Genomic DNA, 21775 nt, shown 5'->3' on the forward strand with positions numbered 1-21775 from the left:
TCTCTCCATTAACAACAGCGCATACCGCCTTTGCCATCGCCGCCGTAACGTGCTTGCTGACGTTCGCGGAAGAACTCTTCATAGGTCATGTACGGCTTGTCGGGATGATTAGTTTTCATGTGCTCGACATAGTTGTCGTAGTCCGGAATACCAATCAACATTTTTGCCGCCTGGCCGAGATATTTTTTTGCCTGACCTAAAGTATCAAACATTCTGCCGTCCTGTTAATGAATAAAGCCGGATGGCGGCTTGCGCCTTATCCGGCCTACACTAGCCGGGATCGCTGTGCGCTACCCGGCATCAGTTTTAGTGGTGTGAAGAGATCTTCACGCCGCCTTCCGGCACGGGCACATACGGGGTTTCTTTGTCGGTACGTTTATCGCTGTTGCGTACCTTCATCCAGGTGGTGAAACCGTAGAAGATAATACTGTACACCACCACCAGGAACAGAATACTCAAACCAGCGTTAGTGTAGTTGTTCACCACGATATGGTTCATGTTGGCAATTTGCTGCGCGGTCAGGTTGGTGCCGTTGGCAATCTTCTCTTTATACAGGTTTGCCATGTAGAAGAAACCTTCCATCTGTGGGTTGGCGCTGAACAGTTTCAGGCCCAGTGCCCAGGTGGTGCAGATCAGCAGCCATACCGCCGGGATCACCGTCACCCAGATGTATTTGGTGCGCTGCATTTTGATCAGTACCACGGTGCTCAACACCAGCGCCACGGCGGCCAGCATCTGGTTAGAGATACCGAACAGCGGCCACAGGCTCTTCACGCCGCCCAGCGGGTCGACCACGCCCTGATACAGCAGATAGCCCCACAAACCGACGCAGCCTGCGGTACCGATGATACCCGCGACCAGAGAATCGGTTTTTTTCAGGAACGGGACGAAGTTACCCAGCAAATCCTGCAACATAAAGCGGCCGGAACGGGTACCCGCATCCAGTGCGGTCAGGATAAACAGTGCTTCGAACAGAATACCGAAGTGATACCAGAAGCCCATATCCGCCATCGGCAGGACTTTGTGGAACACGTGCGCGATACCTACTGCCAGCGTTGGCGCGCCGCCTGCGCGGTTCAATACTGACGGTTCACCGATATCTTTCGCAGTTTGCAGGATTTGTTCCGGGGAAATCACAAAGCCCCAGGAGCTGACGGTCGCCGCTGCATGTGCGGTAACGTCTTTCAACTGCGCCATAATCAGCGGCGCGTTCTCGCCGCCCATCTCGTGCAGGTTTGGCATGGTAATGCCCAGACCTGCCGGCGGGGTATTCATCGCGAAGTAGAGACCCGGTTCAATGATCGAGGCCGCCACCAGCGCCATCACCGCAACAAAGGACTCCATCAGCATCGCACCGTAGCCGATAAAACGCGCATCGGTCTCACAGGCCAGCAGTTTCGGCGTGGTACCGGAAGAGATGAGCGCGTGGAAGCCAGAGACGGCGCCACAGGCGATGGTGATGAACAGGAACGGGAACAGAGCGCCTTTCCACAGCGGGCCGGTACCATCGACGTACTGCGTCAATGCCGGCATTTTCAGTTCCGGGTTGAGGATCACAATCCCCAGCGCCAGACCGACGATCACACCGATTTTCAGGAAGGTAGCGAGATAGTCGCGCGGGGCGAGGATCAGCCATACCGGCAGCAGCGCGGAAACAAAGGCGTAGCCGATCAGCGCGAAGGTAATGGTGGTGTCTTTAAAGGTCAGCGCCGGGCCCCAGTAAGGGTCGTGGGCAATCACGCCGCCGAAGTAAATAGACGCCACCAGCAGCACGATACCAATAACGGAGACTTCGCCTACGCGTCCCGGACGCAGGAAGCGCATGTAGATGCCCATAAACAGCGCAATCGGCACCGTTGAGCAGACGGTGAAGACGCCCCACGGGCTTTCGGCCAGCGCTTTAACCACAATTAATGCCAGCACCGCGAGGATGATGATCATAATTAAGAAGCAGCCGAACAGCGCGATGGTGCCTGGAACGGTACCCATCTCTTCTTTGATCATCTCGCCAAGAGAGGCGCCGTTACGGCGGGAAGAGATGAACAGCACCATAAAGTCCTGCACTGCGCCCGCGAGCACCACGCCCGCCAGCAGCCACAGTGTCCCCGGCAGATAGCCCATCTGCGCGGCCAATACCGGCCCGACCAGCGGACCTGCGCCGGCGATGGCGGCGAAGTGGTGACCAAACAGCACGTAGCGGTTAGTCGGCACGTAGTTCAGGCCGTCGTTATTGATGACCGCCGGCGTCGCGCGCGTCGGGTCGAGTTTCATGACCTTCTGGGCGATATACAGGCTGTAGTAGCGGTAAGCCACCAGATAGACGGAAACGGAAGCGACCACGATCCACAGGGCGCTCACGTGTTCACCCCGACGTAGGGCAACGACCGAGAGGCAGAAAGCACCGATGATTCCGAGAATCACCCAGGGTATGTGCTTGAATATCTTTTTCGTATCCATAGTAAAACCTGGTTGTAAGTTTAATTATCAGCCGAAGCTGGGTGGACATTGAGTTCGTGTTTGAGGAGGTAAATTGACTGCTATGCTGAGAGGATCTTGCCAGATCATCGCGCGCGTAAAGTTAGGTAAATCAGTGAGTGGTTGTATGGCGGTTTAAGCGGTCGGACGTACCGGTAAGCGGTTTCGCGGAGGAGGGCGTGGGCTATTTTATGTGATTGAGATCACGATATAAAATGGGACGATCCTTGTTGCGCGGGGCGTCATAACGACTTAACTGAGCTAATCGTGATATTAATGGCGCGCATCCCATAAAGTTTTCCCTTTCCAGGCCGAAAATTCTGTATCTGTCTAGCGGAAAGAGAAAACATGTTAAAACGAATTAAAATTGTTACCAGCTTACTGCTGGTATTGGCGCTATTTGGCCTTTTACAACTGACATCCGGCGGGCTGTTCTTCAACTCGCTGAAGAATGACAAAGAAAACTTCACCGTATTGCAAACCATTCGTCAGCAGCAGTCTGCCCTGAATGCAACCTGGGTGGAACTGTTGCAAACGCGTAATACCCTGAATCGCGCGGGTATCCGCTGGATGATGGACCAGAGCAATATTGGCAGCGGCGCAACTGTCGCTGAACTGATGCAGGGGGCGACCAATGCGCTGAAGCTGACCGAAAAAAACTGGGCGCAGTATGAGTCATTACCGCGCGATTCACGTCAGAGTGAGGCGGCTTTCCTTGAGATCAAACGAACCTATGATATCTACCACGGCGCGTTGGCGGAGCTTATTCAGCTTCTTGGCGCGGGTAAGATTAACGAGTTTTTTGATCAACCGACTCAAAGCTATCAGGACGCTTTTGAGAAGCAGTACATGGCCTATATGCAGCAAAACGATCGTCTGTACGATATTGCTGTTGAGGATAACAACAGTTCCTACAACCAGGCGATGTGGGTACTGGTCAGTGTGCTGATTGCCGTTCTGGTGGTCATTATCGCCGTCTGGTTCGGCATCAAACTGTCGCTTATCGCCCCGATGAATCGTCTGATTGAAAGCATTCGTCATATCGCCAGCGGCGATCTGGTGAAGCGTATCGACGTGGAAGGCTCCAACGAAATGGGGCAGTTGGCTGAAAACCTGCGTCATATGCAAAGTGAACTGATGCGTACCGTTGGCGATGTACGTAACGGCGCGAATGCAATCTATAGCGGCGCCAGCGAGATTGCGATGGGCAACAACGATCTCTCTTCCCGTACTGAGCAGCAGGCAGCGTCTCTGGAAGAGACCGCCGCCAGTATGGAACAACTGACCGCCACCGTGAAACAGAACGCCGAAAACGCCCGTCAGGCCAGTCACCTGGCATTGAGCGCCTCTGAAACAGCGCAAAAAGGCGGCAAAGTAGTGGATAACGTCGTACAAACAATGCGCGATATCGCCTCCAGTTCGCAGAAAATCGCCGATATTATCAGCGTAATCGACGGTATTGCTTTCCAGACCAATATCCTGGCGCTGAATGCGGCGGTAGAAGCGGCGCGCGCAGGCGAGCAGGGGCGCGGGTTCGCGGTGGTAGCCGGTGAAGTCCGTAATCTGGCCCAGCGTAGCGCGCAGGCGGCACGAGAGATCAAGAGTCTGATTGAGGATTCCGTGAGCCGTGTTGATGTGGGGTCGACGCTGGTCGAAAGCGCCGGTGAAACCATGGATGAGATCGTCAATGCAGTGACCCGCGTAACCGATATCATGGGCGAGATTGCCTCGGCGTCTGACGAGCAAAGCCGTGGCATCGACCAGGTGGGCCTGGCGGTAGCGGAGATGGATCGCGTAACGCAGCAGAACGCCTCGCTGGTGGAAGAGTCCGCCGCCGCGGCTGCGGCGCTGGAAGAGCAAGCCAGCCGTCTGACCCAGGCCGTCGCGGTGTTCCGTATTCACCAGCAACAGCAGCGTGCGCGTGATGTGGCTGCGGTAAAAACCCCGGCAGCCGTGTCGTCACCAAAGGCCGCAGTGGCCGACGGCAGCGATAATTGGGAAACGTTTTAAGGGCGCATGGTGAACAGTCGGCCTACAGATGACCGTAGGCCGAATGAGATGTTCACACTTTTGCCTGATGGCGTAGCGCTTATCAGGCCTGGCAGTCCGCGCAGGCCGATTTTAAACCAGCATCAGGCGCATAGCGCAGCGTGATTCATACGCCAGGCCGTGCGCCGCTTCCTCCTCTCTTTTCTGACGTCGCGCGTTAATCCAACGTTGAGTGAAGGTGTGCGGTGATCCACAAAAAATGAATAAAGCGAGAGAACGCACGACAGGAGAGCCTTGTTTCGCGGCATCATAATTGCTGATGTGATAATCGTGAGAGGATACGATGCGCAAAGATGCCCTGCTTGCTTTCCTGATGAACCAAACGGATTTTTTTGATCCGGAAAATGTCAGTGAGGTGTTTACCGCGCGCTATCTGGCACAGCGTTTTAATATGCAGCGTAATACCGCCAGCCATTATCTGAACCAACTGGTGGCGCAGGGCGTGCTCTGCAAAATCAATACCCGTCCCGTCTATTTCCTGCATAAGCAGGCATTTAGCCAACAGTTTTTTACCCTTTCGCGTAATGAATACGCCAGCGTCGCGGAGCTGTTAGCGCACGGGGAACAGGAGTGCGCGCCGGACGATCACTTTTCTCTGTTGATTGGTCATAACGAAAGCCTGAAGCGCCCGATTGAGCAACTGAAAACCGCGCTGTTTTATCCCGACGGCGGACTGCCGCTACTGATGACCGGCGAAAGCGGCACCGGGAAAAGTTATCTGGCGCAGCTCATGCACGAATATGCCATCGCCCAGGCGCTTCTGTCGCCGGATGCGCCATTTATCAGTTTTAATTGCGCCCAGTATGCGAGCAATCCCGAACTGCTGGCGGCGAATCTTTTTGGCTATGTGAAGGGCGCGTTTACCGGCGCGCAGAGCGACAGACCGGGCGCATTCGAGGCGGCTGACGGCGGCATGTTATTTCTGGATGAAGTCCACCGGCTGAGCGCCGAAGGGCAGGAGAAGCTCTTTACCTGGCTCGATCGTGGTGAAATTTATCGGGTAGGCGACACCGCGCAGGGGCATCCGGTTTCGGTACGTCTGGTATTTGCGACGACCGAAGAGATACACAGTACCTTTCTGACGACATTTTTGCGACGCATCCCGATTCAGGTCAACCTGCCGGATCTCCAGCACCGCAGCCGTCAGGAAAAAGAGGCGCTGATCTTACTGTTTTTCTGGACGGAGGCGAAAAAACTCTCGGCCACGCTTATCCTCAAACCGCGTTTGTTGCAGATCCTCAATCAGTATGTTTATCGCGGCAACGTCGGCGAGCTGAAAAATGTGGTGAAGTATGCGGTGGCGACGGCATGGGCGAAAAAGCCTGGGCAGGAAACCGTTACCGTGTCGCTGCACGATCTGCCGGATGCCATGCTGTCGGCATTGCCGTCACTGAATGAACCGCTGGCGGACGACACGCCGGTGAGCATCTCGCCCGACACGAACCTTACCTGGCTGCTGCGCGCCCGCGACGAGATGCAGGGCATGATCCATGATACGCAGTGTCATGTGCTGGCGCTATACGAACTGGTACGTAGCGGGAAAGAGGAGTGGGAGACGGTACAAAAAAGAATGGGCGATGAAATTGAAACTCTCTTCGATCGCCTGATTTTTACCGGCGACGATAATGTGCACTCACAGCGGTTGCTGTTAATTACAAGCCAGGTGCGGGAAGAGTTTTATCGTCTGGAGAAGCGCTTCAATATGCAGCTTAACGGCAACTGTATTTACGCGCTTAGCCACTATTTAATCCATCGTACCGCACTGGCGCCTTCTCGTCTCAACAGCGAGCAGATCCGCCAACTTGACGCCTTCCTCGCCCAGAAATATCCGCTGCTGTACAGCTTCTGTTTACAAATTCTGGAGACGCTGGGCCAGAAGCTGGATCTGGAGCCGAGACGCATTGATATGCTGCTGCTGGCGCTTTGGCTGCATAAACAGGGGGCTAACAACCAAAAACAGGTGACGCATGCGGTGATTCTGGCGCATGGCTATGCCACCGCCAGCAGTATCGCCAACGTCGCCAACCGGCTACTGAAAAATACGATTTTTGAATCGTTCGATATGCCGCTGGACGTCACGCCGGAGGCGATAGCGCAGCAGGTGATGCGCTATCTGGAAGAGCATCCGCTCGCCTCCGGCCTGATGATTCTGGTGGATATGGGATCGCTCAAGGCCATTCATCGTCATTTTGATCGCGCGCTTTCCACGCCGGTGACGATTATCAACAACGTCTCGACCAGCATGGCCCTGTATGTAGGGGAGCGTATTTTACAGGGGCATTTTATTGAAGAGATCGCCCGCGATATCGCCCGGGATGTGCCGGTCGAGTATCAGCTCTACTGGCCGAAAAGCAACAAACCGCGCGCCATACTGACCACCTGCGCGACCGGTATCGGTGTGGCGACGAATCTTTGCGCATTACTGAGCTCCAGTATTCCGCAGGCGCTGGAGATTGACGTCGTCGCCTGCGATTATGCGATGCTGGCGAGCAATAAAACCCAGGAGCCGGTATTTATGCGCTACGACGTACTGGCGATAGTCGGCACGCTGGACCCGCACATCGCCAGCGTGCCGTGGATTTCGCTCGACTCGCTGATCTCCGGCGAGGGGAACCACTATCTGATGCGGCTGTTTGGTTCGCTGACCACGCCGGAGCAGGTGGCGGAGATCAACAACCTGCTGCTGAAAAACTTCTCGCTCCGACGAGTGATCGAATCCGTCACCATCCTCGACACCAGCAAAGTCATCAACCACGTTGAGCAGTTTCTGCTGCGCTATGAGCATCTGGCGGGCGTTACCGTCTCGAATGAAAGAAAGGTGGCGCTCTATGTGCATATTAGTTGCCTGATTGAGCGTCTGATCCGCCATGCGGGCATTACTGCCTGGAGTGGGCAACAGTGTCCGGAACAGGAACTGAATCGGCTACGGGAAGCGTTTAGTGTCATTGAGAGTAACTACAGTGTCAAAATCCCCACCGCCGAGCTTGGCTATATCCATAATATCCTGACCTTCGAAACAGAACTTATCGAGCAAGATCAACAGTTTTAACGATTCCCCTCTGTTAACCCACATCTTTTTTCGGCGCGCCACTTTTTCTGGCACGCCGCTTGCTCTCTTTTATCACAGTGGAATGTGTTTTAGAGGTCAGGATGAAGAGACATTATATTTTCGCCAGCCACGGCACGCTGGCCAGCGGAGTTTTAAACTCCGTGGAGCTGATTTTAGGCAAACGGTCAAATGTCTGGACGCTGTGCGCTTACGTTGAAGAGAGCGTGGATTTAAGCCAGCAGGTAGATACGCTAATTGCCCGGATCCCGCCGGAAGATGAAATTATTGCGCTGACCGATATTTTTGCCGGCAGCGTGAATAACGAATTTGTCCGTTATTTATCACGAGAAAATTTTCATCTGCTGGCAGGGATTAACCTGCCGCTGGTTATCGATCTCTTTATGTCGGAAAACGATGGCAATACCACGCATACCATAATGACGGCGTTAGCGGATTCAAAAGAAAATATTCAGTACTGCAATCAAACTATCACCAGCGCCATGCAAAGCGATAAAGATTTTTAAGGGGAGGAAGCGTCATGATTGTTTTTTTACGGGTGGATCATCGTTTATTACATGGACAGGTCGCCTTTTCCTGGACGCAGTACGTTGGCGCAGACTGTATTTTAATTGCCAACGACAGCGTACCTAATGATGACCTGCGTAAAACCACCATTAAAATGGCGAAGCCGCCCGCGGTGAAGCTGGTTATTAAAAATATTGCCGATTCAATTGAAGCGATAAAAAGCGGCGTTACCGATAAATATAAACTTTTTATTGTTGTTGAGTCCGTGGCGGATGCGTACCGGCTGGCGCGCGAATTACCCGACATTAAAAGCATTAATTTAGGCGGCACGAAGGTACGTGAAGGGAGCCAGAATATTGCTAAAGCCATCAATCTGTTAGCGGATGAAATGACTCAACTTCGGGAGCTGGCGGCTGGCGGAGTAGAGATAGAAATTCGGCTGGTGCCTAACGATCGTAAACAACTTTTTGCCTGAGCGGATACCCTCCTGAGGACATATTATGGTAGAGGCGCTTTTACTTGGACTGGTGGCGTTTATCGCCCAGTCTGAATATGCATTAGGGACGTCGCTGATTTCCAGACCTATCGTGACCGGACTTTTAACCGGACTGGTGCTGGGCGACATGGAAACCGGAATTGTGATGGGCGCGACGCTGGAGTTGGCGTTTATCGGTTCCTTTTCGGTGGGCGCGTCGCTGCCGCCGGATGTGGTCACTGGCGGTATTTTAGGTGTGGCCTTTGCGATTAATTCCGGCGCTGGGGCGGAAACCGCGCTGTTATTAGGTTTGCCTATCGCGACACTGGCGTTAATTGTGAAAAATATCTATAACGGAATGTTTATTCCGTTGCTCTGTCATAAAGCCGATGCTTACGCTGAGGTGGGGGATACCCGGGGCATTGAGCGTATGCATTTAATCTCCGGCATTGGGCTGTCGCTGACGCTGGGGATTATCGTCACGGTCTCTTATTTAGCGGGCGTGAATATGGTTAAAGGTTTTCTGGATGCCATTCCAGAATTTATTAAACATGGATTAAGCGTTGCCACCGGTATTATTCCCGCGCTGGGTTTTGCCATGCTGGCGCGCTTATTAATTAATAAAAAGGTCGCCCCCTATTTTTTCCTCGGTTTTGTTTTAATGGCGTATTTAAAAATTCCGGTGACGGGTATTGCGATTCTCGGCGCGATCGTCGCCGTCGTGATGGTCAATATGCCGAAATTTGCGGCCTCGCAACCGGCACCTGCGCAAGGAGCGTCTCATGACGATGAAGATGATTTCTGATAAAGACCGCCAGCAGGCGGAAACCACTGGTCTGGTCACCGCGCGTGATTTACGCCGCGTCTTCTGGCGGTCATTCCAGATGGAGTTTTCCTGGAACTATGAACGACAAATGAACCTGGCGTTCGTCTATACGCTCATTCCGGTATTAAAGAAACTGTATAGCCGAAAAGAAGATCTTGCCGAAGCGCTAAAACGCCATCTGGCTTTCTTTAATACCACGCCGCACATTGTGACGTTGATCCTCGGTATTACCGTGGCGATGGAGGAGAAAAATAGCCAGCAAAAAGAGATGGACGCCAGTTCTATCGATAACGTCAAAGCGTCGTTAATGGGGCCGCTGGCGGGTATTGGCGACTCTTTTTTCTGGGGAACATTGCGTCTTATCGCCACTGGCATCGGTACCAGCCTGGCGCTGAAAGGCAATATTCTGGGGCCGATTTTATTTCTGCTGGTGTTTAACGTACCGCATATTCTGGCCCGCTGGTTCTTTACCCGCTGGGGCTATGTGCTGGGAACCGGCGTACTGCAACGTATTCAGCAAAGCGGAATGATGGAAAGCCTAACCTATGGCGCCTCGATTATCGGTCTGATGGTGGTTGGCGCGATGACGGCCTCCATGATTGATATCACCATTCCCATTACGTTTGGTACGGGAGAGGCGAAAACCCATGTCCAGGACATTATTAACGACATCATGCCTTGTCTGCTGCCGTTAATTAGCTTCGCCATTGTGTACTGGCTGTTAGGGAAAAAAGTGAAACCGTTAACCATCATTGGCGGTATTGCGCTGGTGGGAATTTTCGGTTCCTGGATAGGGTTATTTTAAGAGGGATACACAATGTCACCAACCATGCTGACCTATATTAACGAAGAGTCTGACGTCCTGGCGAATATTATTCGCCGCCATCGCCAGTCGCTGGAAGAAGTATCGCGGTTCGCCAGCCAAAAAACGTTACGACGAATACTGATATTAGCCACCGGATCGTCATTGAATGCCGCCTTTTGCGCCCGTTATTTCTTTGAGCGCTGCGGTATCTCTATCGATATTAAAGAGCCGTACACCTTTAGCCAGTATGAGAATAGCGATCCGCAAGCCGATATGGTTATTGCTATTTCCCAGAGCGGGAAAAGCGCTTCTACCCTGGAGGCGATGCGTAAAGTTCAGGCGCAGGGACGTCCGGTATTCGCTCTGACCGCCGATCCGCAAAGCCCTCTTGGCAAGGCCAGTGATTATCCACTGGATATTCTGACCGGGATTGAGTCCGTCGGCTTTGTTACCCGTGGATTTAGCGCGACGGTACTGAATCTGTTGCTTATCGCGTTGTTAATTGCCCGTCAGCAGCAGCGACTGACGGAATCGCAGGTCGAGGAGTATGTGGCGCAGCTTCAACGCATCGCGGCAACCCTGCCGTTGGTTATCGTGCGTACGGAAGCGTTTATTCACCAGCACCAGTCCGTTTTACGAAACGGGACGCGTTTTGTGGCGATAGGCTACGGCGCGCTGGTTGGGGTGGCAAAAGAGTTGGAAACTAAATTTACCGAGACGGTGCGTGTTCCCTCAAGCGGGTTTGAGCTGGAAGCCTATATGCACGGCCCGTATCTGGAAGCCAATGCGGAACATGTGATGTTCTTCTTTGAGGACCGGCCCGACGCGCGCTCCAGGGCGCTACGGGAGTATATGACGCCTGCGGTCGCCAAAACCTTTACTCTCACGCTGGCGAAGGCGGCGCAGGATGACCAGACGCTTGCGCTGGATGTAGCGGTTGATCACCATTTCTCGCCATTGCTGTTGATTGTGCCGGTACAACTCATGGCGTTTCATATCGCCTCACTGAAAGGCATCGACCTTTCGGTACGCATTTTTGACGATTTCGATCGCGTTTTAAAAAGTAAAATCTGAACAATCAGGAGAAAAATATGTTGGGTTTTAATCAGGACGAGTACCTGACGAGTGCTCGTGAGATCATCGCTGCGCGCCAGAAGGCAGAACAGGTTGCTGACGAGATTTATCAGGACGGGTTCAGTTCTTTATTTTTCGCCTCTGTTGGCGGTTCACTGGCGCCAATGATGGCAATTAATGAATTTGCCAAAGAATTAACAACGTTGCCGGTTTATGTTGAGCAGGCGGCAGAATTAATTCATAAAGGAAATAAGCGGCTGAATAAAGACTCTGTGGTTGTTACGCTGTCTAAATCCGGTGATACCAAAGAATCGGTGGCGATCGCCGAGTGGTGTAAAGTGCAGGGAATACGCGTAGTCGCCATTACCAAAAATGCGGACTCTCCGCTGGCGCAGGCGGCGACATGGCATATTCCGATGCGTCACAAAAATGGCGTGGAATATGAATATATGCTGCTGTACTGGCTGTTTTTCCGCGTGCTGTCGCGCAATAACGAATTCGCCAGTTACGATCGCTTCGCCAGCCAACTGGAAATTCTGCCGGCGAATCTGCTGAAAGCGAAACAAAAATTTGATCCGCAGGCTGATGCTATCGCCAGCCGTTATCATAACAGCGATTATATGATGTGGGTCGGCGGCGCGGAGATGTGGGGCGAGGTCTATCTGTTCTCCATGTGTATCCTGGAAGAGATGCAGTGGAAGCGCACGCGCCCCGTCAGCTCTGCGGAATTTTTCCACGGCGCTCTGGAGCTGCTGGAAAAAGAGGTGCCGCTCATTCTGGTGAAAGGGGAAGGGAAATGCCGCGCGCTGGATGAACGCGTTGAGCGCTTCGCCAGTCAGATTACCGATAACCTGGTGGTGATTGATCCGAAAGCGTATGCGCTGGACGGTATTGATGATGAGTTCCGCTGGATCATGGCGCCGTGTGTTGTTTCGACATTGTTAGTTGACCGACTGGCGGCGCACTTTGAGAAATATACCGGCCACAGTCTGGATATTCGTCGCTACTACCGTCAGTTCGATTATTAACAGAAAGGGGCGTGTAGCATATACAGTGCCTGATAGCGCTTCGCTTATCAGGCCTGTGCGCCAGTTTATTGATAAAGATGATGTGTAGGCCGGGTAAGGCGCAGCCGCCACCCGGCATATACGACATTCTCTTTTAACCCTCAACATTCACCACTTTGATCTCCACCATGCCAATCCCCAATTTGCGCGGCGAATGGCCCAAAATATTACCTTCGTTGGTGGAGACGGGAGTGGGCGGCGCAATGACTAAGGTATTCGCGTCCGTCGGGTTGTTGAAATGCAGCGTGATAGTGGACACATCGTGACCCAGCACCAGCGTCTGTTCTTCGTTGCCTACGCGTACCGGAATCGGCCGATTCGCGTTGTCGTCGAAGGCTTTGGCGGTGATCACCAGATCAAACTTTTTCGGCAGCGGCGCTTTATATTCGATTTTAACCTCATCGCCCAACTGCGCATTTGACCAGCGCCCCCAGGACTCCGGCCGGGAAATGCCGCTAAACTGCTTCACCTCCTCCGGCGCGCCCGCGACATTAAAGATAAAGCTATCGGCTTTATAACGAATATCGTTATCGACAATCTTTAAGGTATCGACGTTGCCTTTGTAGCGTTCCATATCGATCATCGTGTCTTTAAACGCAGTCTTACCCTGCCACTGCGCTTTATCGACATGCTGTACGGTTTGCTGCCCGCCAAGCTGCCCCTGCGAGACGCACCAGTCGGTGGAGAGCGCCAGCGCCGGTGCCCATAGCTGCGCCATCTTGTAACAGCGATCGACCCAAACGAAATTATCGCGCGGGGCGAAGTCGGCCAACTGGAACCGTAGCGGAGCGGAGTATTCACTTTCCGGTAACGGTTCAACACGCTTATCCGATACGCGCAGTAGTAACGGCAGGCGGAAGTGGCTGCCGGAAAACGCGATCATGTTTTTGTCCCGATCGATAGTGAACGCTTTTATCTCTTTTGGAAAATTCCACAGGCGAATAATATCCGGCTTCATCGCCAGCACTTTCTCTTTTACATTCAGGAACACTTCCGACAGCGACTGCCCGGAAAGGCTGCTACGTCCCAGACCGATAAAATTATCGCCGCCGAGAATATCCAGCACCGTTGCGCCGTTGTCCATTGTGTTGCGTTTGACCGCCAGCGTCTCCTGCTGCGGTTTATCGCCGCGCAGAATGAAAAACAGATTGTTGCGATCTTGCTTATTCAGGTATTTCCAGGCCGTATTGTTCATCGCCAGATGGTCGGAAGAGACGACGATAACGGTATCTTTAAACCACGGTGACGCTTTGATTTTGTTGATAAACTCGGCGATGTTTTCCTGGCTGCAACTTACGGCGCTAAAGGACTGGTTGGGCTTGCCGTCGTAATCGTAGCGTTTGCGGTTGCAGGTGCGTGAGATAAACCCGTCCGGGTGGTGAGTATCTACGGTCAGCGTAAACAGCGAAAAACGCTGGCCTGAGCGGGAAAGCGCTTCAAATTTCTTCCATGCCTCATCAAGCACCGTATCGTCGTAGAAGCCCCAGTCGTTACGATAAGACGGGTCCGCCACCACCGTTTTTAGCTCTTCAGCGCCGTACAGATGATCAAATCCGTGTGATTTCAGGAACACGTCTTTCCCGGCAAAACGCAGGTTAGCGCCCTGCACGAAATAGTTCTGGTAGCCGGAGTTTTTCAGAATGTCGCCGAGGCAAATATTTTGCGGGAAGAAGCTGGAAACCGACGCGGACGCATTGCCCTCAAACGGCGCAAACAGCGGAATACCGCACTGGGAAGCCACCATCCCGGCGATGGTGTAATCCGTTCCCGGCAGTTGCATGGTATGGCTGAAATCCAGCCCCTCATTTTTCAGCGCGCCCAACTCTGGCGTGAGATTGGGGAAAGCGTCATTATCAAAATAGGTCCGTTCCAGGCTCTCGCCGTAGATATAGACCAGATTGAGCTTCGGATTAGGAATGGTTTTTGCTGGTTCTTTATAATAAACGGCAAAATCCGGATCGCCATCGCGCATTTGTGATTTTACCAGTTCGGTAATCTGGCGAAACGCCGGGCTGGCGTCGACCGAACCCAACGCCAGCAGTAACGCCAGCAGGCTGTAACCGACATGATGAGGATGGTGACGGCGGCGGCGTAGTACCCATCCCAGCGCGCCGAATACCGCCACTAACGCCAGGGCAATGCCGATTCCCGGCAGAATATATTTGCCGACTCCCGCTCCCGTCAGACTATTCGTGAGCGTATAAAGCACTGCGTCGTTGATCCCGTCGCCGGTAAAATAGTCGCTGGCATACAGGGTAATATTCAGAATGACAAAAAGTCCCAGCACCGTGAGAGTGGCGGCAAACCACCAGGTGTTACGGCCCGCCTTCCAGGCATATATCAGCACAGAGGCGAGAAACAGAGCGACAGAAAGCAACTCGGACAACTGACGATCCTCAATAAACCAGGCTTATCGCTGGCAGGAAAAAATTTCTAACAATGTAATAGCGATGTCACATTGCTGCAATTCTAATAACTTTACACGGCGCTGTTATTTAGAATGAGTTTAGAAAGTTGGTTTTTTGATCGGCATCACTTCCTGCCATAGCGGTTAATAACAGGAAAAGACGAAGAGAAAAATCGGGTTAATACCGTGTTGGCGGGTAAAGGGCCAAAACACGGCTTTTATCAGGGCGTTCCAGCGTGGCGCACGGTCAGAAAAACGCAGTCAGGAGAGGAAATTCAGCCCTTGCTGCAACACCAGATCGCAAGCTTTGGTTTTCACCTTTTCCGCCAGCGGCGTACTGCCGATATTATTGAGGTTCAACTGCTGGCCGTCCTTCGTCTTGAGCAACCCTTGCAGGCCGTTCAGGTAGTTAGTGTCCTGCTCCTGCTGTGTGGTATCCAACCCCAACTTGTTCAGAATCTGATTTTTAACGTTTTCCACGTTGGTAGCGGACGCCAGTTTCTGTTTGGCGCAGTACTGCAAAATACCGGCGGCATTATTCATATTATCGGCGCTGAGTGACTGGGCACCTCTGCTGAGCAGACCGGTTAGCGCAGAAAGCGACATCCCGCCCTGCTGTGCGTTCGCGCCCTGAGCGCTTAACTGACTGGCGGCAATACCGCTGGTGGAAATCAGTACGCTGGCGATCGCCGCGCAGCACAGAACATGTTTCGCTGTATTCATGGTAATCACCTGTGTTATGCCAGCCAGGCGTCGTATCGCCCTGGCGCACGTTGCAATTTAATACTCTTTACCTGTCACCCGGCTGCGGTAACTGTCCCAGGTAAAATTAACCCATAAACTGTTGCCGAGACGCATACGGTCCATGACGCGTTCGCCAAGCATTTTCGTCATCTCTTCCATATTGCTGTTCGTCAACATGCCGGTGGGACGTTTTGACGAGGAACGACGATCGACAATTTGATTGATGATCACTTTTTCATAGCGGGATTCGGTCTGCACGCCGATCTCGTCGATCACCAACAGATCAACGTTACTCAGATCGTTAAGCAACTGCTCTTCGCTGGTTTCCCGATTGCTGAACGTGTCTTTCATCGCTGACATAATATCCGCTACGGTGATAATCAGTACCGACTTTCCGCGCAGCAGCAGCTCGTTACAAATAGCCGCGGCGAGATGGTTTTTACCGGTTCCAGGCTTGCCGGAAAAGACAAAGCTGGCGATATTGCCGTCAAACTCATCAACGTATTGTCGGGCTTTGCTTAACGCGTTCATTTGTCCGTCGCACTCAACCCGATAGTTATCAAACGAACAGTTTTGATGCAGCGGTCGAATGCCGGAACGGTTAAAGGTGCGCTGCATTTTCATCGCCCGGTTTTCCCGCGCCAGCGCCGCCGCCCGGATCTCGCCTTGCTCTTTCTGCCACGCCAGCAATTCTTCGCCCGTTTTAAACGCCGGCGTAATATGCGCAGGCATCATTTTTTGTAGACGCTGCATCAGGTCGCCAACATTTTTCATCGTTACCCCCTAAAACCTGGTGGAATATGATTGTCAGGTTCGCTGACGCTATTGATGTCGCGCTGCGGCATTCCGCCATTGCTGGAACGGCTGATTTGCACGCTGCGCGCCAGCTTTTGCTGCCACTGGATATGGTGAAAAACCTTACCTTCCGCCTGCCAGTAGGCGATAAACGCCGCCAGCTCTTCTGCGGTGACCGGCTCCCGAAGCGCCACGCCCCAAAGGGCAGCCTGACGCTGAAAATCCGCATCCGGTTGCCAGGCGGGATACATGGCGAATTTTCCGCAGGGAATCGCAACGGGGGCGGCTTCGGGTTCTTCGTAAAATTGCGCGTCTAACGCCACATCGCTTCCCGGACGTGATAACTTTTCTTCAAGCGCCAGCAGTTCAGCCATGCGTGCAGGCGTCACGGCATAAAAGGCAGGCGCATTATTAGCGAATACCGCCACTGCGCCGCCCGTTGACTTCGCCAGCACAGCATGATGATCGTGTAAAAGGGCGTCAATACCGATGACGTCCGACGTTAAAATTCTGGAAGACATAATGTTTCTCAATATGGAACAACAACCGAGAAGGGCGACTGTTTTTATAGTACCACACAGACCTGTAAGAACAGCAGGAGGCGTTCCACCATTCACACGCGGGGGCGTTTGCGGTACAGCCATAATCCCGGTACAGAGAGGCCAATTGAGAGCGCGCCAACAATGGAAGAGGCTTTCAGAAAATTGGTCAGCAGCGTAATCATCATCGGTTCGCTATAGCCCAGATGGCTAATTTTTACTGCGGAAATCATCGCGGTATAGGCGGAAATCCCCGGAAACATCGGGATCACGGCCGCGACGGTAAACACTTTAGGGTGAGCGAGATACCAGCGTGACCACTGAATACCAATACTGCCGACCAGCAGCGAAGCCATAAACGTCGACCATTCGATATTAAAACCAGCGCTCATCATCAGCATACGCGAGCCATGACCCAGCGCCCCCAGTAGCGCGCACCACGGAAGCGCCCGGTGGGGAACATTAAAGACCATCGCAAACCCGACGGCGGGGATCGCAGACAATATCATGTCCTGCATAAGCGCCAGTAAAAAGTCGATTATACCCATCCTCGTAGCCCCCATACTGTCATTGACATCACTACGCCCACACAGGTGGCCAGTGTCAACAGGCTGGCGATAGCCCAGCGCGCCAGCCCGGTATTAATATGTCCTTTAAACATATCTGCGACGGAATTAATCAGCGGAAAGCCCGGCACCAGTAGCAGTACGCTCGCCGCCATGGCGATAGTGGGCGTCTGGCTAAAGGCGGGAAGGGTGAGCATCAGCCCGGAAATCGTGGTAGCGACAAAGGCGGTAATGCAAAAATTGATCTGCGGATGTAAATGCCGCTGCGCCAGCATCTGGCGGATATACATGGCTATCATACTGGCGAAAAAGGTGATAACCGCGCCATCCCAGCCGCCATTATTCAGCTTACAAAAGCAGGAGCAGGAAAGACCGACCATAAACGCCACCAGCCAGCGCGGATAACGCAGCGGGCGGAGCTGGCTAAAGCGTTTTTCCACGCCTTTGTAATCCAGCAGACGATGTTCCGCGAGGATAACGATATGCTGAACCTCCGTGACGACGTGCATATTAATGCCGCGATCCTGGTTTTTACGTGTCGATGTCAGACATTGTCCGTCTTTAATGGTCGTCAGGACAATGGCGTTAGAGGAGATCGCGCTTTCGACGCTATCCATACCGAGCGCCAAACCGAGTCGGGTGGAAAGCTCATCAACCAGTGCGCTTTCCGCCCCGTGCTGCAATAAAAGCAGCCCGCATTGAATACATAACCGTGTTACTGCTCGTTGAATTGATTGCTCTTCTTGCATGACTCGTCCTGTCCGAAAAGACATTCTATGCGCCGCCACTATGACAGAGGCTTTCTTTTTAACACGAAGCGCAGGCATGATGGCGTTGGTTAAGATCAATTTCTTGTTGATAAAAACGTCAACCACCAGACGCAACGCATAAGCTTCCTGAGACGTGCGCTTCGTCACAGGCAGGATATCCTTATGGGCGACGGTTCTCGTATGTCCGTTTCCAGAATAGAGGCATTATGCCAGCCTGGCCGCTCATTTTTGAATCAATGATGTGGTGAATTTTATCAACTATATGCATTAATGGTTTAACTACAATGGCGTGAGCAGCGGGCGTAAAAATAGGCATGACTTAGTGTAATTCGCAGATATTACATGGGTTTTATGGATGGTAGACAGTATTGTTGGGCTTTTGTTTTAGGACTCAGCAATATGAATGAAGGGCGAACTCATATTTTAAATTTATTAATATGATGCGTTTTCGTTAGAATTGCTAATGTGCAAATTTAGTTAATTTAATTGTCTTGCTTCTGGTTTTATGAGTAACTATGCGATAGTGATTTCATGTTTTTGTGCTATGTGGATTGTAGCGCAATCAATGTTAGATATTTAAAAATAAAACAAGGATAATTAATCCACTCGGCCTATATTTCTTTGCGATCATTGTTAATAGTGTTTTTATTAATGGGGCAATGAAAGGGGGCGGCGTGGGTGCGGAGGAATTATGCTGCCAGGATGCTGCAAAAATGGACTTATTATCAGTAAAACCCCTCTTATACAGGAAGGTCTTAAAGGGGCTATAACAGGTAATTTCCCCGATTATAAACTGGCGTATTGCCGTACGATAGAAGAGCTAACGCTGCTACAGCTACGCCGGAGTAATTTAGTTATTGCTGATTTAGCAGTTAACAATGCCTCTTCCCGCGCTATCTGCGAATATTTTTATAGCTTAATCTCGCAATATCGCGACATACATTGGATATTTCTGGTTCCTAAATCCTGCTATCCACATGCAGTTGATCTCCTGATGGGCCCCGTCAGCACCTTGCTTTCAGACGAAGAGCCAATCGAGAATCTTATTAGCGTTATCCATGCGGGAAACGCTCGCTCAGAAAGAATAAGCAAAACATTATTATCGCCTCAGGTACCGTCTGAAATTCAGCAGTCCCACGACAGGCCGATTGTCCTTACGCTGTCTGAACGAAAAGTATTACGCCTTTTAGGAAAAGGGTGGGGCATTAACCAAATTGCGGCGTTACTTAAAAAAAGTAATAAAACAATTAGCGCCCAAAAAAATAGCGCCATGCGACGCTTATCAATACACAGTAATGCAGAGATGTATGCATGGATAAACAGTTCTCAGGGAGCCAGAGAATTGAACCTACCTTCGGTATATGGAGAAACCATGGAATGGAAAACAGAATCAGCAAGAGAAATGTTGCGCTCGTAGAAAAATGCGTGATGAGCACCATTGGTATTAAAGGGCTATTTGATGCAATGCCGGATTGCCGACATACGCTTCATATTTTTTCAAAACCATCCGCGTTTTATAAGGCTGCGCTAAAGACGCCGTTTTCTGCCGTTATTTTTTCTCTTTCTGCGTTAAGAACTGAACGCCGGACAGGATTATCCAGCCTGACAGAACTGGCGATAAATTATCCCCATATGCGGCGTCTGGTGATTGCCGATGATGATGCTGAAGCCCGCTTAATCAGCGCGCTATCCCCGCTGCCGCTGGATGGGGTCATCAGCAAAGCGTCGCCGTTGGATGTTTTACAGGATGCCTTATTTACATCGCTTAATAGCGCCCGGCGGACAACGGAGCGTACAGACAATCTTTGGGAACTTCACCAGAATTGTATGCTCAGTCCAACCGAGCGGGAGATTCTGCGTTTCATGTCGAACGGCTACTCAATGCCGCAAATTGCCGTCCAGTTAGAACGTAACATTAAGACTATCCGGGCGCATAAGTTTAATGTGATGTCCAAGCTGGGCGTGAGTTCTGATGCCGGGTTACTCGATGCGGCGGATATTCTGTTATATCTGCGCGCCGGAGATGCTACCGCGCTCCAGCATCGGGTATAGCCCGCGCCGGATGCGCCGTGCTTGTTCGGGGAATCCGGGTGTCAGGCACGTTATTGGCACACGTCTACCCAGGTCGCCGATGTCAGTTCAGCCATTCTTTCCGGCGTGATGCGTACCGCGCTGTGCGTGGCGCCTGCGGCAGGCAATACTTCGTTATACCCCTTCAGAGAGATGTCGCAATAGACGGGCAGCGGGTGCTCCAGCCCAAAGGGACATACACCGCCGACAGGATGTCCGGTTGCATTGACCACTTCATCGCTGCTCAACATACGCGCTTTTGCGCCGAAAGTGGTTTTAAGCTTCTTATTATCCAGGCGGGCATCGCCTTTCGCGACCACCAGGATAATGGTGTCTTTTACTTTAAGCGAGAGCGTCTTAGCTATCTGCCCTGGCTCTACGTTGTGCGCTTTGGCTGCCAGCTCGACAGTCGCTGTACTTTGATTTAATTCGATAATTTCAATATCGGGAGCATGATCGGCCAGAAATTGCCGTACAGATTGCAGACTCATTCTTCTCTCCTGAGACCTTACCAATAGCCACGGTAGACCCAAAAATGGCAAAACGTAATTTGGCATACGGAGAGCGCCGCTGTAAATAAAATAATGTGACAGGCCAGCAGCAGTAAGCCGTGACGATAACTGAAGGCAACGTAACGCAGTTTACTTTAGCGTGCAGTCGCCGCACTGCTGTACGTCAGGTAAGCGGTAACGTTGGCAGCAGGTTCTGCGTACCAGAAGACCGTCGCGCATTACGACGGTCCGCCACAGCGGGTTATCCTGACCGTCGGATAGCTGCTTTTCAAAAAAACAGCGCTGGCGTAGCGTTGCCAGCAGGGCTTCGCCAAGCAGCGGTTTCATCTCAGTCAGATACCAGTTGATTAAATAACCGGTATTGCTCCAGATAAGTTTCGCGTTGATGTCGCCAGTCGCCTCCAGCGCCTGAATGACCGGCTGTAGTGCGGAGACTACCAGCGTTTCCATTCGTTCTTCCGGGGAACGCTCCGTTGCCAGGTTATCCTGATGCACATCAAGCCAGAAACACGCGGCGCGCCCGGTTTCATGAAATTCAACGTGAATATGTTCTGCCGAGACATCGATAGCGCGCGCTTGCGTCAGTAATGCCAGCATCAGCGGCGGCGCCATCAGCCCGATATACCATTGCGCCCACAGGGAGGTTAACGGCTTATTTTCACGTGGCAGGCCTGGCGTGTGCCGATAGATGTGATCGGAATAGGCGGCCAGCAATGAACGAAACGTCGCGGGGCGCGTCCACTGGGCAAGAGTCATCGCCGTTGGCGGCGGCGTTTCATCCAGCCGGATGAAGTCCAACAGGTGCTCACGGGTAGAGGCGATCGTCTCGCGTACTGCGTCCGCCAGCGAGGCGTCTTCCGGCTGGGGAGCAGCTCGCCAGATAATATCGTCAGCAATCGGTGCGGAACGGTAGGCCATAGCGCAGTTTAATGATGTTAATCTAAATGATAATGATTGCTAATCCTATCGATAGCGATAAACGATGGCAAGCGGTTTATGGTTAACGCTGTTGGCGTAGCACGATTAC

20 protein-coding genes and 1 pseudogene are annotated in these 21775 nt (G+C 52.2%); 10 read left to right on the plus strand and 11 right to left on the minus strand.

Features of this window, described 5'->3' with window-relative positions:
• Positions 1-8: 8 nt before the first annotated feature.
• The gene (locus ABVM99_RS09430; protein ID WP_000460616.1) at positions 9-212 is read right to left on the minus strand and encodes a YbdD/YjiX family protein; all 204 of its coding nucleotides are present in this window, start codon (positions 210-212) and stop codon (positions 9-11) included.
• A gap of 94 nt (positions 213-306) precedes the next feature.
• A complete protein-coding gene (gene btsT / locus ABVM99_RS09435) occupies positions 307-2457 on the minus strand; it encodes a pyruvate/proton symporter BtsT (protein ID WP_000379928.1) in 2151 nt (716 codons plus the stop codon).
• A gap of 366 nt (positions 2458-2823) precedes the next feature.
• On the opposite strand from btsT, the gene tsr reads away from it, so the two are divergent.
• Positions 2824-4485: a methyl-accepting chemotaxis protein gene (gene tsr / locus ABVM99_RS09440; protein WP_023195051.1), complete on the plus strand. Its 1662-nt coding sequence runs from the start codon at positions 2824-2826 to the stop codon at positions 4483-4485.
• A 111-nt stretch (positions 4486-4596) separates the two neighbouring features.
• On the opposite strand, the pseudogene ABVM99_RS09445 reads toward tsr, so the two are convergent.
• A pseudogene (locus ABVM99_RS09445) lies at positions 4597-4674 on the minus strand (GNAT family N-acetyltransferase); the annotation flags it as partial.
• Between the two features lie 133 nt (positions 4675-4807).
• Here ABVM99_RS09445 and ABVM99_RS09450 point away from each other — a divergent pair.
• The 7 genes from ABVM99_RS09450 (at position 4808) to ABVM99_RS09480 (ending at position 12306) form a co-directional block, all read left to right on the plus strand.
• Complete coding sequence (locus ABVM99_RS09450) at positions 4808-7573, plus strand: sigma 54-interacting transcriptional regulator (RefSeq protein WP_023195052.1); 2766 nt, start codon at positions 4808-4810, stop codon at positions 7571-7573.
• A 101-nt stretch (positions 7574-7674) separates the two neighbouring features.
• On the plus strand, positions 7675-8097 hold the full coding sequence (locus ABVM99_RS09455) for a PTS sugar transporter subunit IIA (RefSeq protein WP_000820693.1): 423 nt from the start codon (positions 7675-7677) through the stop codon (positions 8095-8097).
• A gap of 14 nt (positions 8098-8111) precedes the next feature.
• Positions 8112-8573, plus strand: a complete 462-nt coding sequence (locus ABVM99_RS09460; RefSeq protein ID WP_000634729.1) for a PTS system mannose/fructose/N-acetylgalactosamine-transporter subunit IIB — start codon at positions 8112-8114, stop codon at positions 8571-8573.
• A gap of 25 nt (positions 8574-8598) precedes the next feature.
• Positions 8599-9378 (plus strand): PTS mannose/fructose/sorbose/N-acetylgalactosamine transporter subunit IIC, encoded by a 780-nt coding sequence (locus ABVM99_RS09465; RefSeq protein WP_000228866.1) that lies wholly within the window; start codon positions 8599-8601, stop codon positions 9376-9378.
• Entirely contained in the window at positions 9356-10204 is an 849-nt protein-coding gene (locus ABVM99_RS09470) for a PTS system mannose/fructose/sorbose family transporter subunit IID (protein WP_000178065.1), read from the plus strand. Before ABVM99_RS09465 ends, ABVM99_RS09470 begins: the two co-directional genes overlap by 23 nt.
• Positions 10205-10216: 12 nt before the next feature.
• The gene (locus ABVM99_RS09475; protein WP_023195053.1) at positions 10217-11278 is read left to right on the plus strand and encodes an SIS domain-containing protein; all 1062 of its coding nucleotides are present in this window, start codon (positions 10217-10219) and stop codon (positions 11276-11278) included.
• A 17-nt stretch (positions 11279-11295) separates the two neighbouring features.
• Positions 11296-12306: an SIS domain-containing protein gene (locus tag ABVM99_RS09480; RefSeq protein ID WP_000900318.1), complete on the plus strand. Its 1011-nt coding sequence runs from the start codon at positions 11296-11298 to the stop codon at positions 12304-12306.
• Between the two features lie 133 nt (positions 12307-12439).
• Here the strand turns inward: ABVM99_RS09480 and opgB are convergent, their stop codons facing one another.
• The 6 genes from opgB to ABVM99_RS09510 all read right to left on the minus strand — a co-directional run bounded on the left by opgB (position 12440) and on the right by ABVM99_RS09510 (position 18145).
• Positions 12440-14731: a phosphatidylglycerol--membrane-oligosaccharide glycerophosphotransferase gene (opgB, locus tag ABVM99_RS09485; protein ID WP_052938286.1), complete on the minus strand. Its 2292-nt coding sequence runs from the start codon at positions 14729-14731 to the stop codon at positions 12440-12442.
• Between the two features lie 282 nt (positions 14732-15013).
• On the minus strand, positions 15014-15475 hold the full coding sequence (locus ABVM99_RS09490) for a DUF2501 domain-containing protein (protein WP_001090314.1): 462 nt from the start codon (positions 15473-15475) through the stop codon (positions 15014-15016).
• A 57-nt stretch (positions 15476-15532) separates the two neighbouring features.
• On the minus strand, positions 15533-16270 hold the full coding sequence (gene dnaC / locus ABVM99_RS09495; protein ID WP_000799924.1) for a DNA replication protein DnaC: 738 nt from the start codon (positions 16268-16270) through the stop codon (positions 15533-15535).
• A 2-nt stretch (positions 16271-16272) separates the two neighbouring features.
• On the minus strand, positions 16273-16812 hold the full coding sequence (gene dnaT, locus ABVM99_RS09500; protein WP_000098573.1) for a primosomal protein DnaT: 540 nt from the start codon (positions 16810-16812) through the stop codon (positions 16273-16275).
• A 92-nt stretch (positions 16813-16904) separates the two neighbouring features.
• Entirely contained in the window at positions 16905-17378 is a 474-nt protein-coding gene (locus ABVM99_RS09505; RefSeq protein WP_000511329.1) for a threonine/serine exporter, read from the minus strand.
• Entirely contained in the window at positions 17369-18145 is a 777-nt protein-coding gene (locus ABVM99_RS09510) for a threonine/serine exporter ThrE family protein (protein WP_001727653.1), read from the minus strand. Before ABVM99_RS09510 ends, ABVM99_RS09505 begins: the two co-directional genes overlap by 10 nt.
• A 712-nt stretch (positions 18146-18857) precedes the next feature.
• Here ABVM99_RS09510 and ABVM99_RS09515 point away from each other — a divergent pair.
• A complete protein-coding gene (locus tag ABVM99_RS09515; RefSeq protein WP_000936662.1) occupies positions 18858-19583 on the plus strand; it encodes a response regulator transcription factor in 726 nt (241 codons plus the stop codon).
• Entirely contained in the window at positions 19544-20218 is a 675-nt protein-coding gene (gene bglJ / locus ABVM99_RS09520) for a DNA-binding transcriptional activator BglJ (RefSeq protein ID WP_000431546.1), read from the plus strand. Before ABVM99_RS09515 ends, bglJ begins: the two co-directional genes overlap by 40 nt.
• A 50-nt stretch (positions 20219-20268) precedes the next feature.
• Here bglJ and ABVM99_RS09525 read toward each other — a convergent pair whose 3' ends face one another.
• Together ABVM99_RS09525 and fhuF are read right to left on the minus strand one after the other, a co-directional pair.
• Positions 20269-20727, minus strand: coding sequence for a YbaK/EbsC family protein (locus ABVM99_RS09525; protein ID WP_000058276.1), 459 nt, complete (start codon positions 20725-20727; stop codon positions 20269-20271).
• 150 nt (positions 20728-20877) lie between these two features.
• On the minus strand, positions 20878-21666 hold the full coding sequence (gene fhuF / locus ABVM99_RS09530; RefSeq protein WP_023195055.1) for a siderophore-iron reductase FhuF: 789 nt from the start codon (positions 21664-21666) through the stop codon (positions 20878-20880).
• Positions 21667-21775: the final 109 nt, after the last annotated feature.

It is taken from the genome of Salmonella sp. SJTUF15591, from assembly GCF_043356435.1.
GTDB classification, from domain to species: Bacteria; Pseudomonadota; Gammaproteobacteria; order Enterobacterales; family Enterobacteriaceae; genus Salmonella; species Salmonella enterica.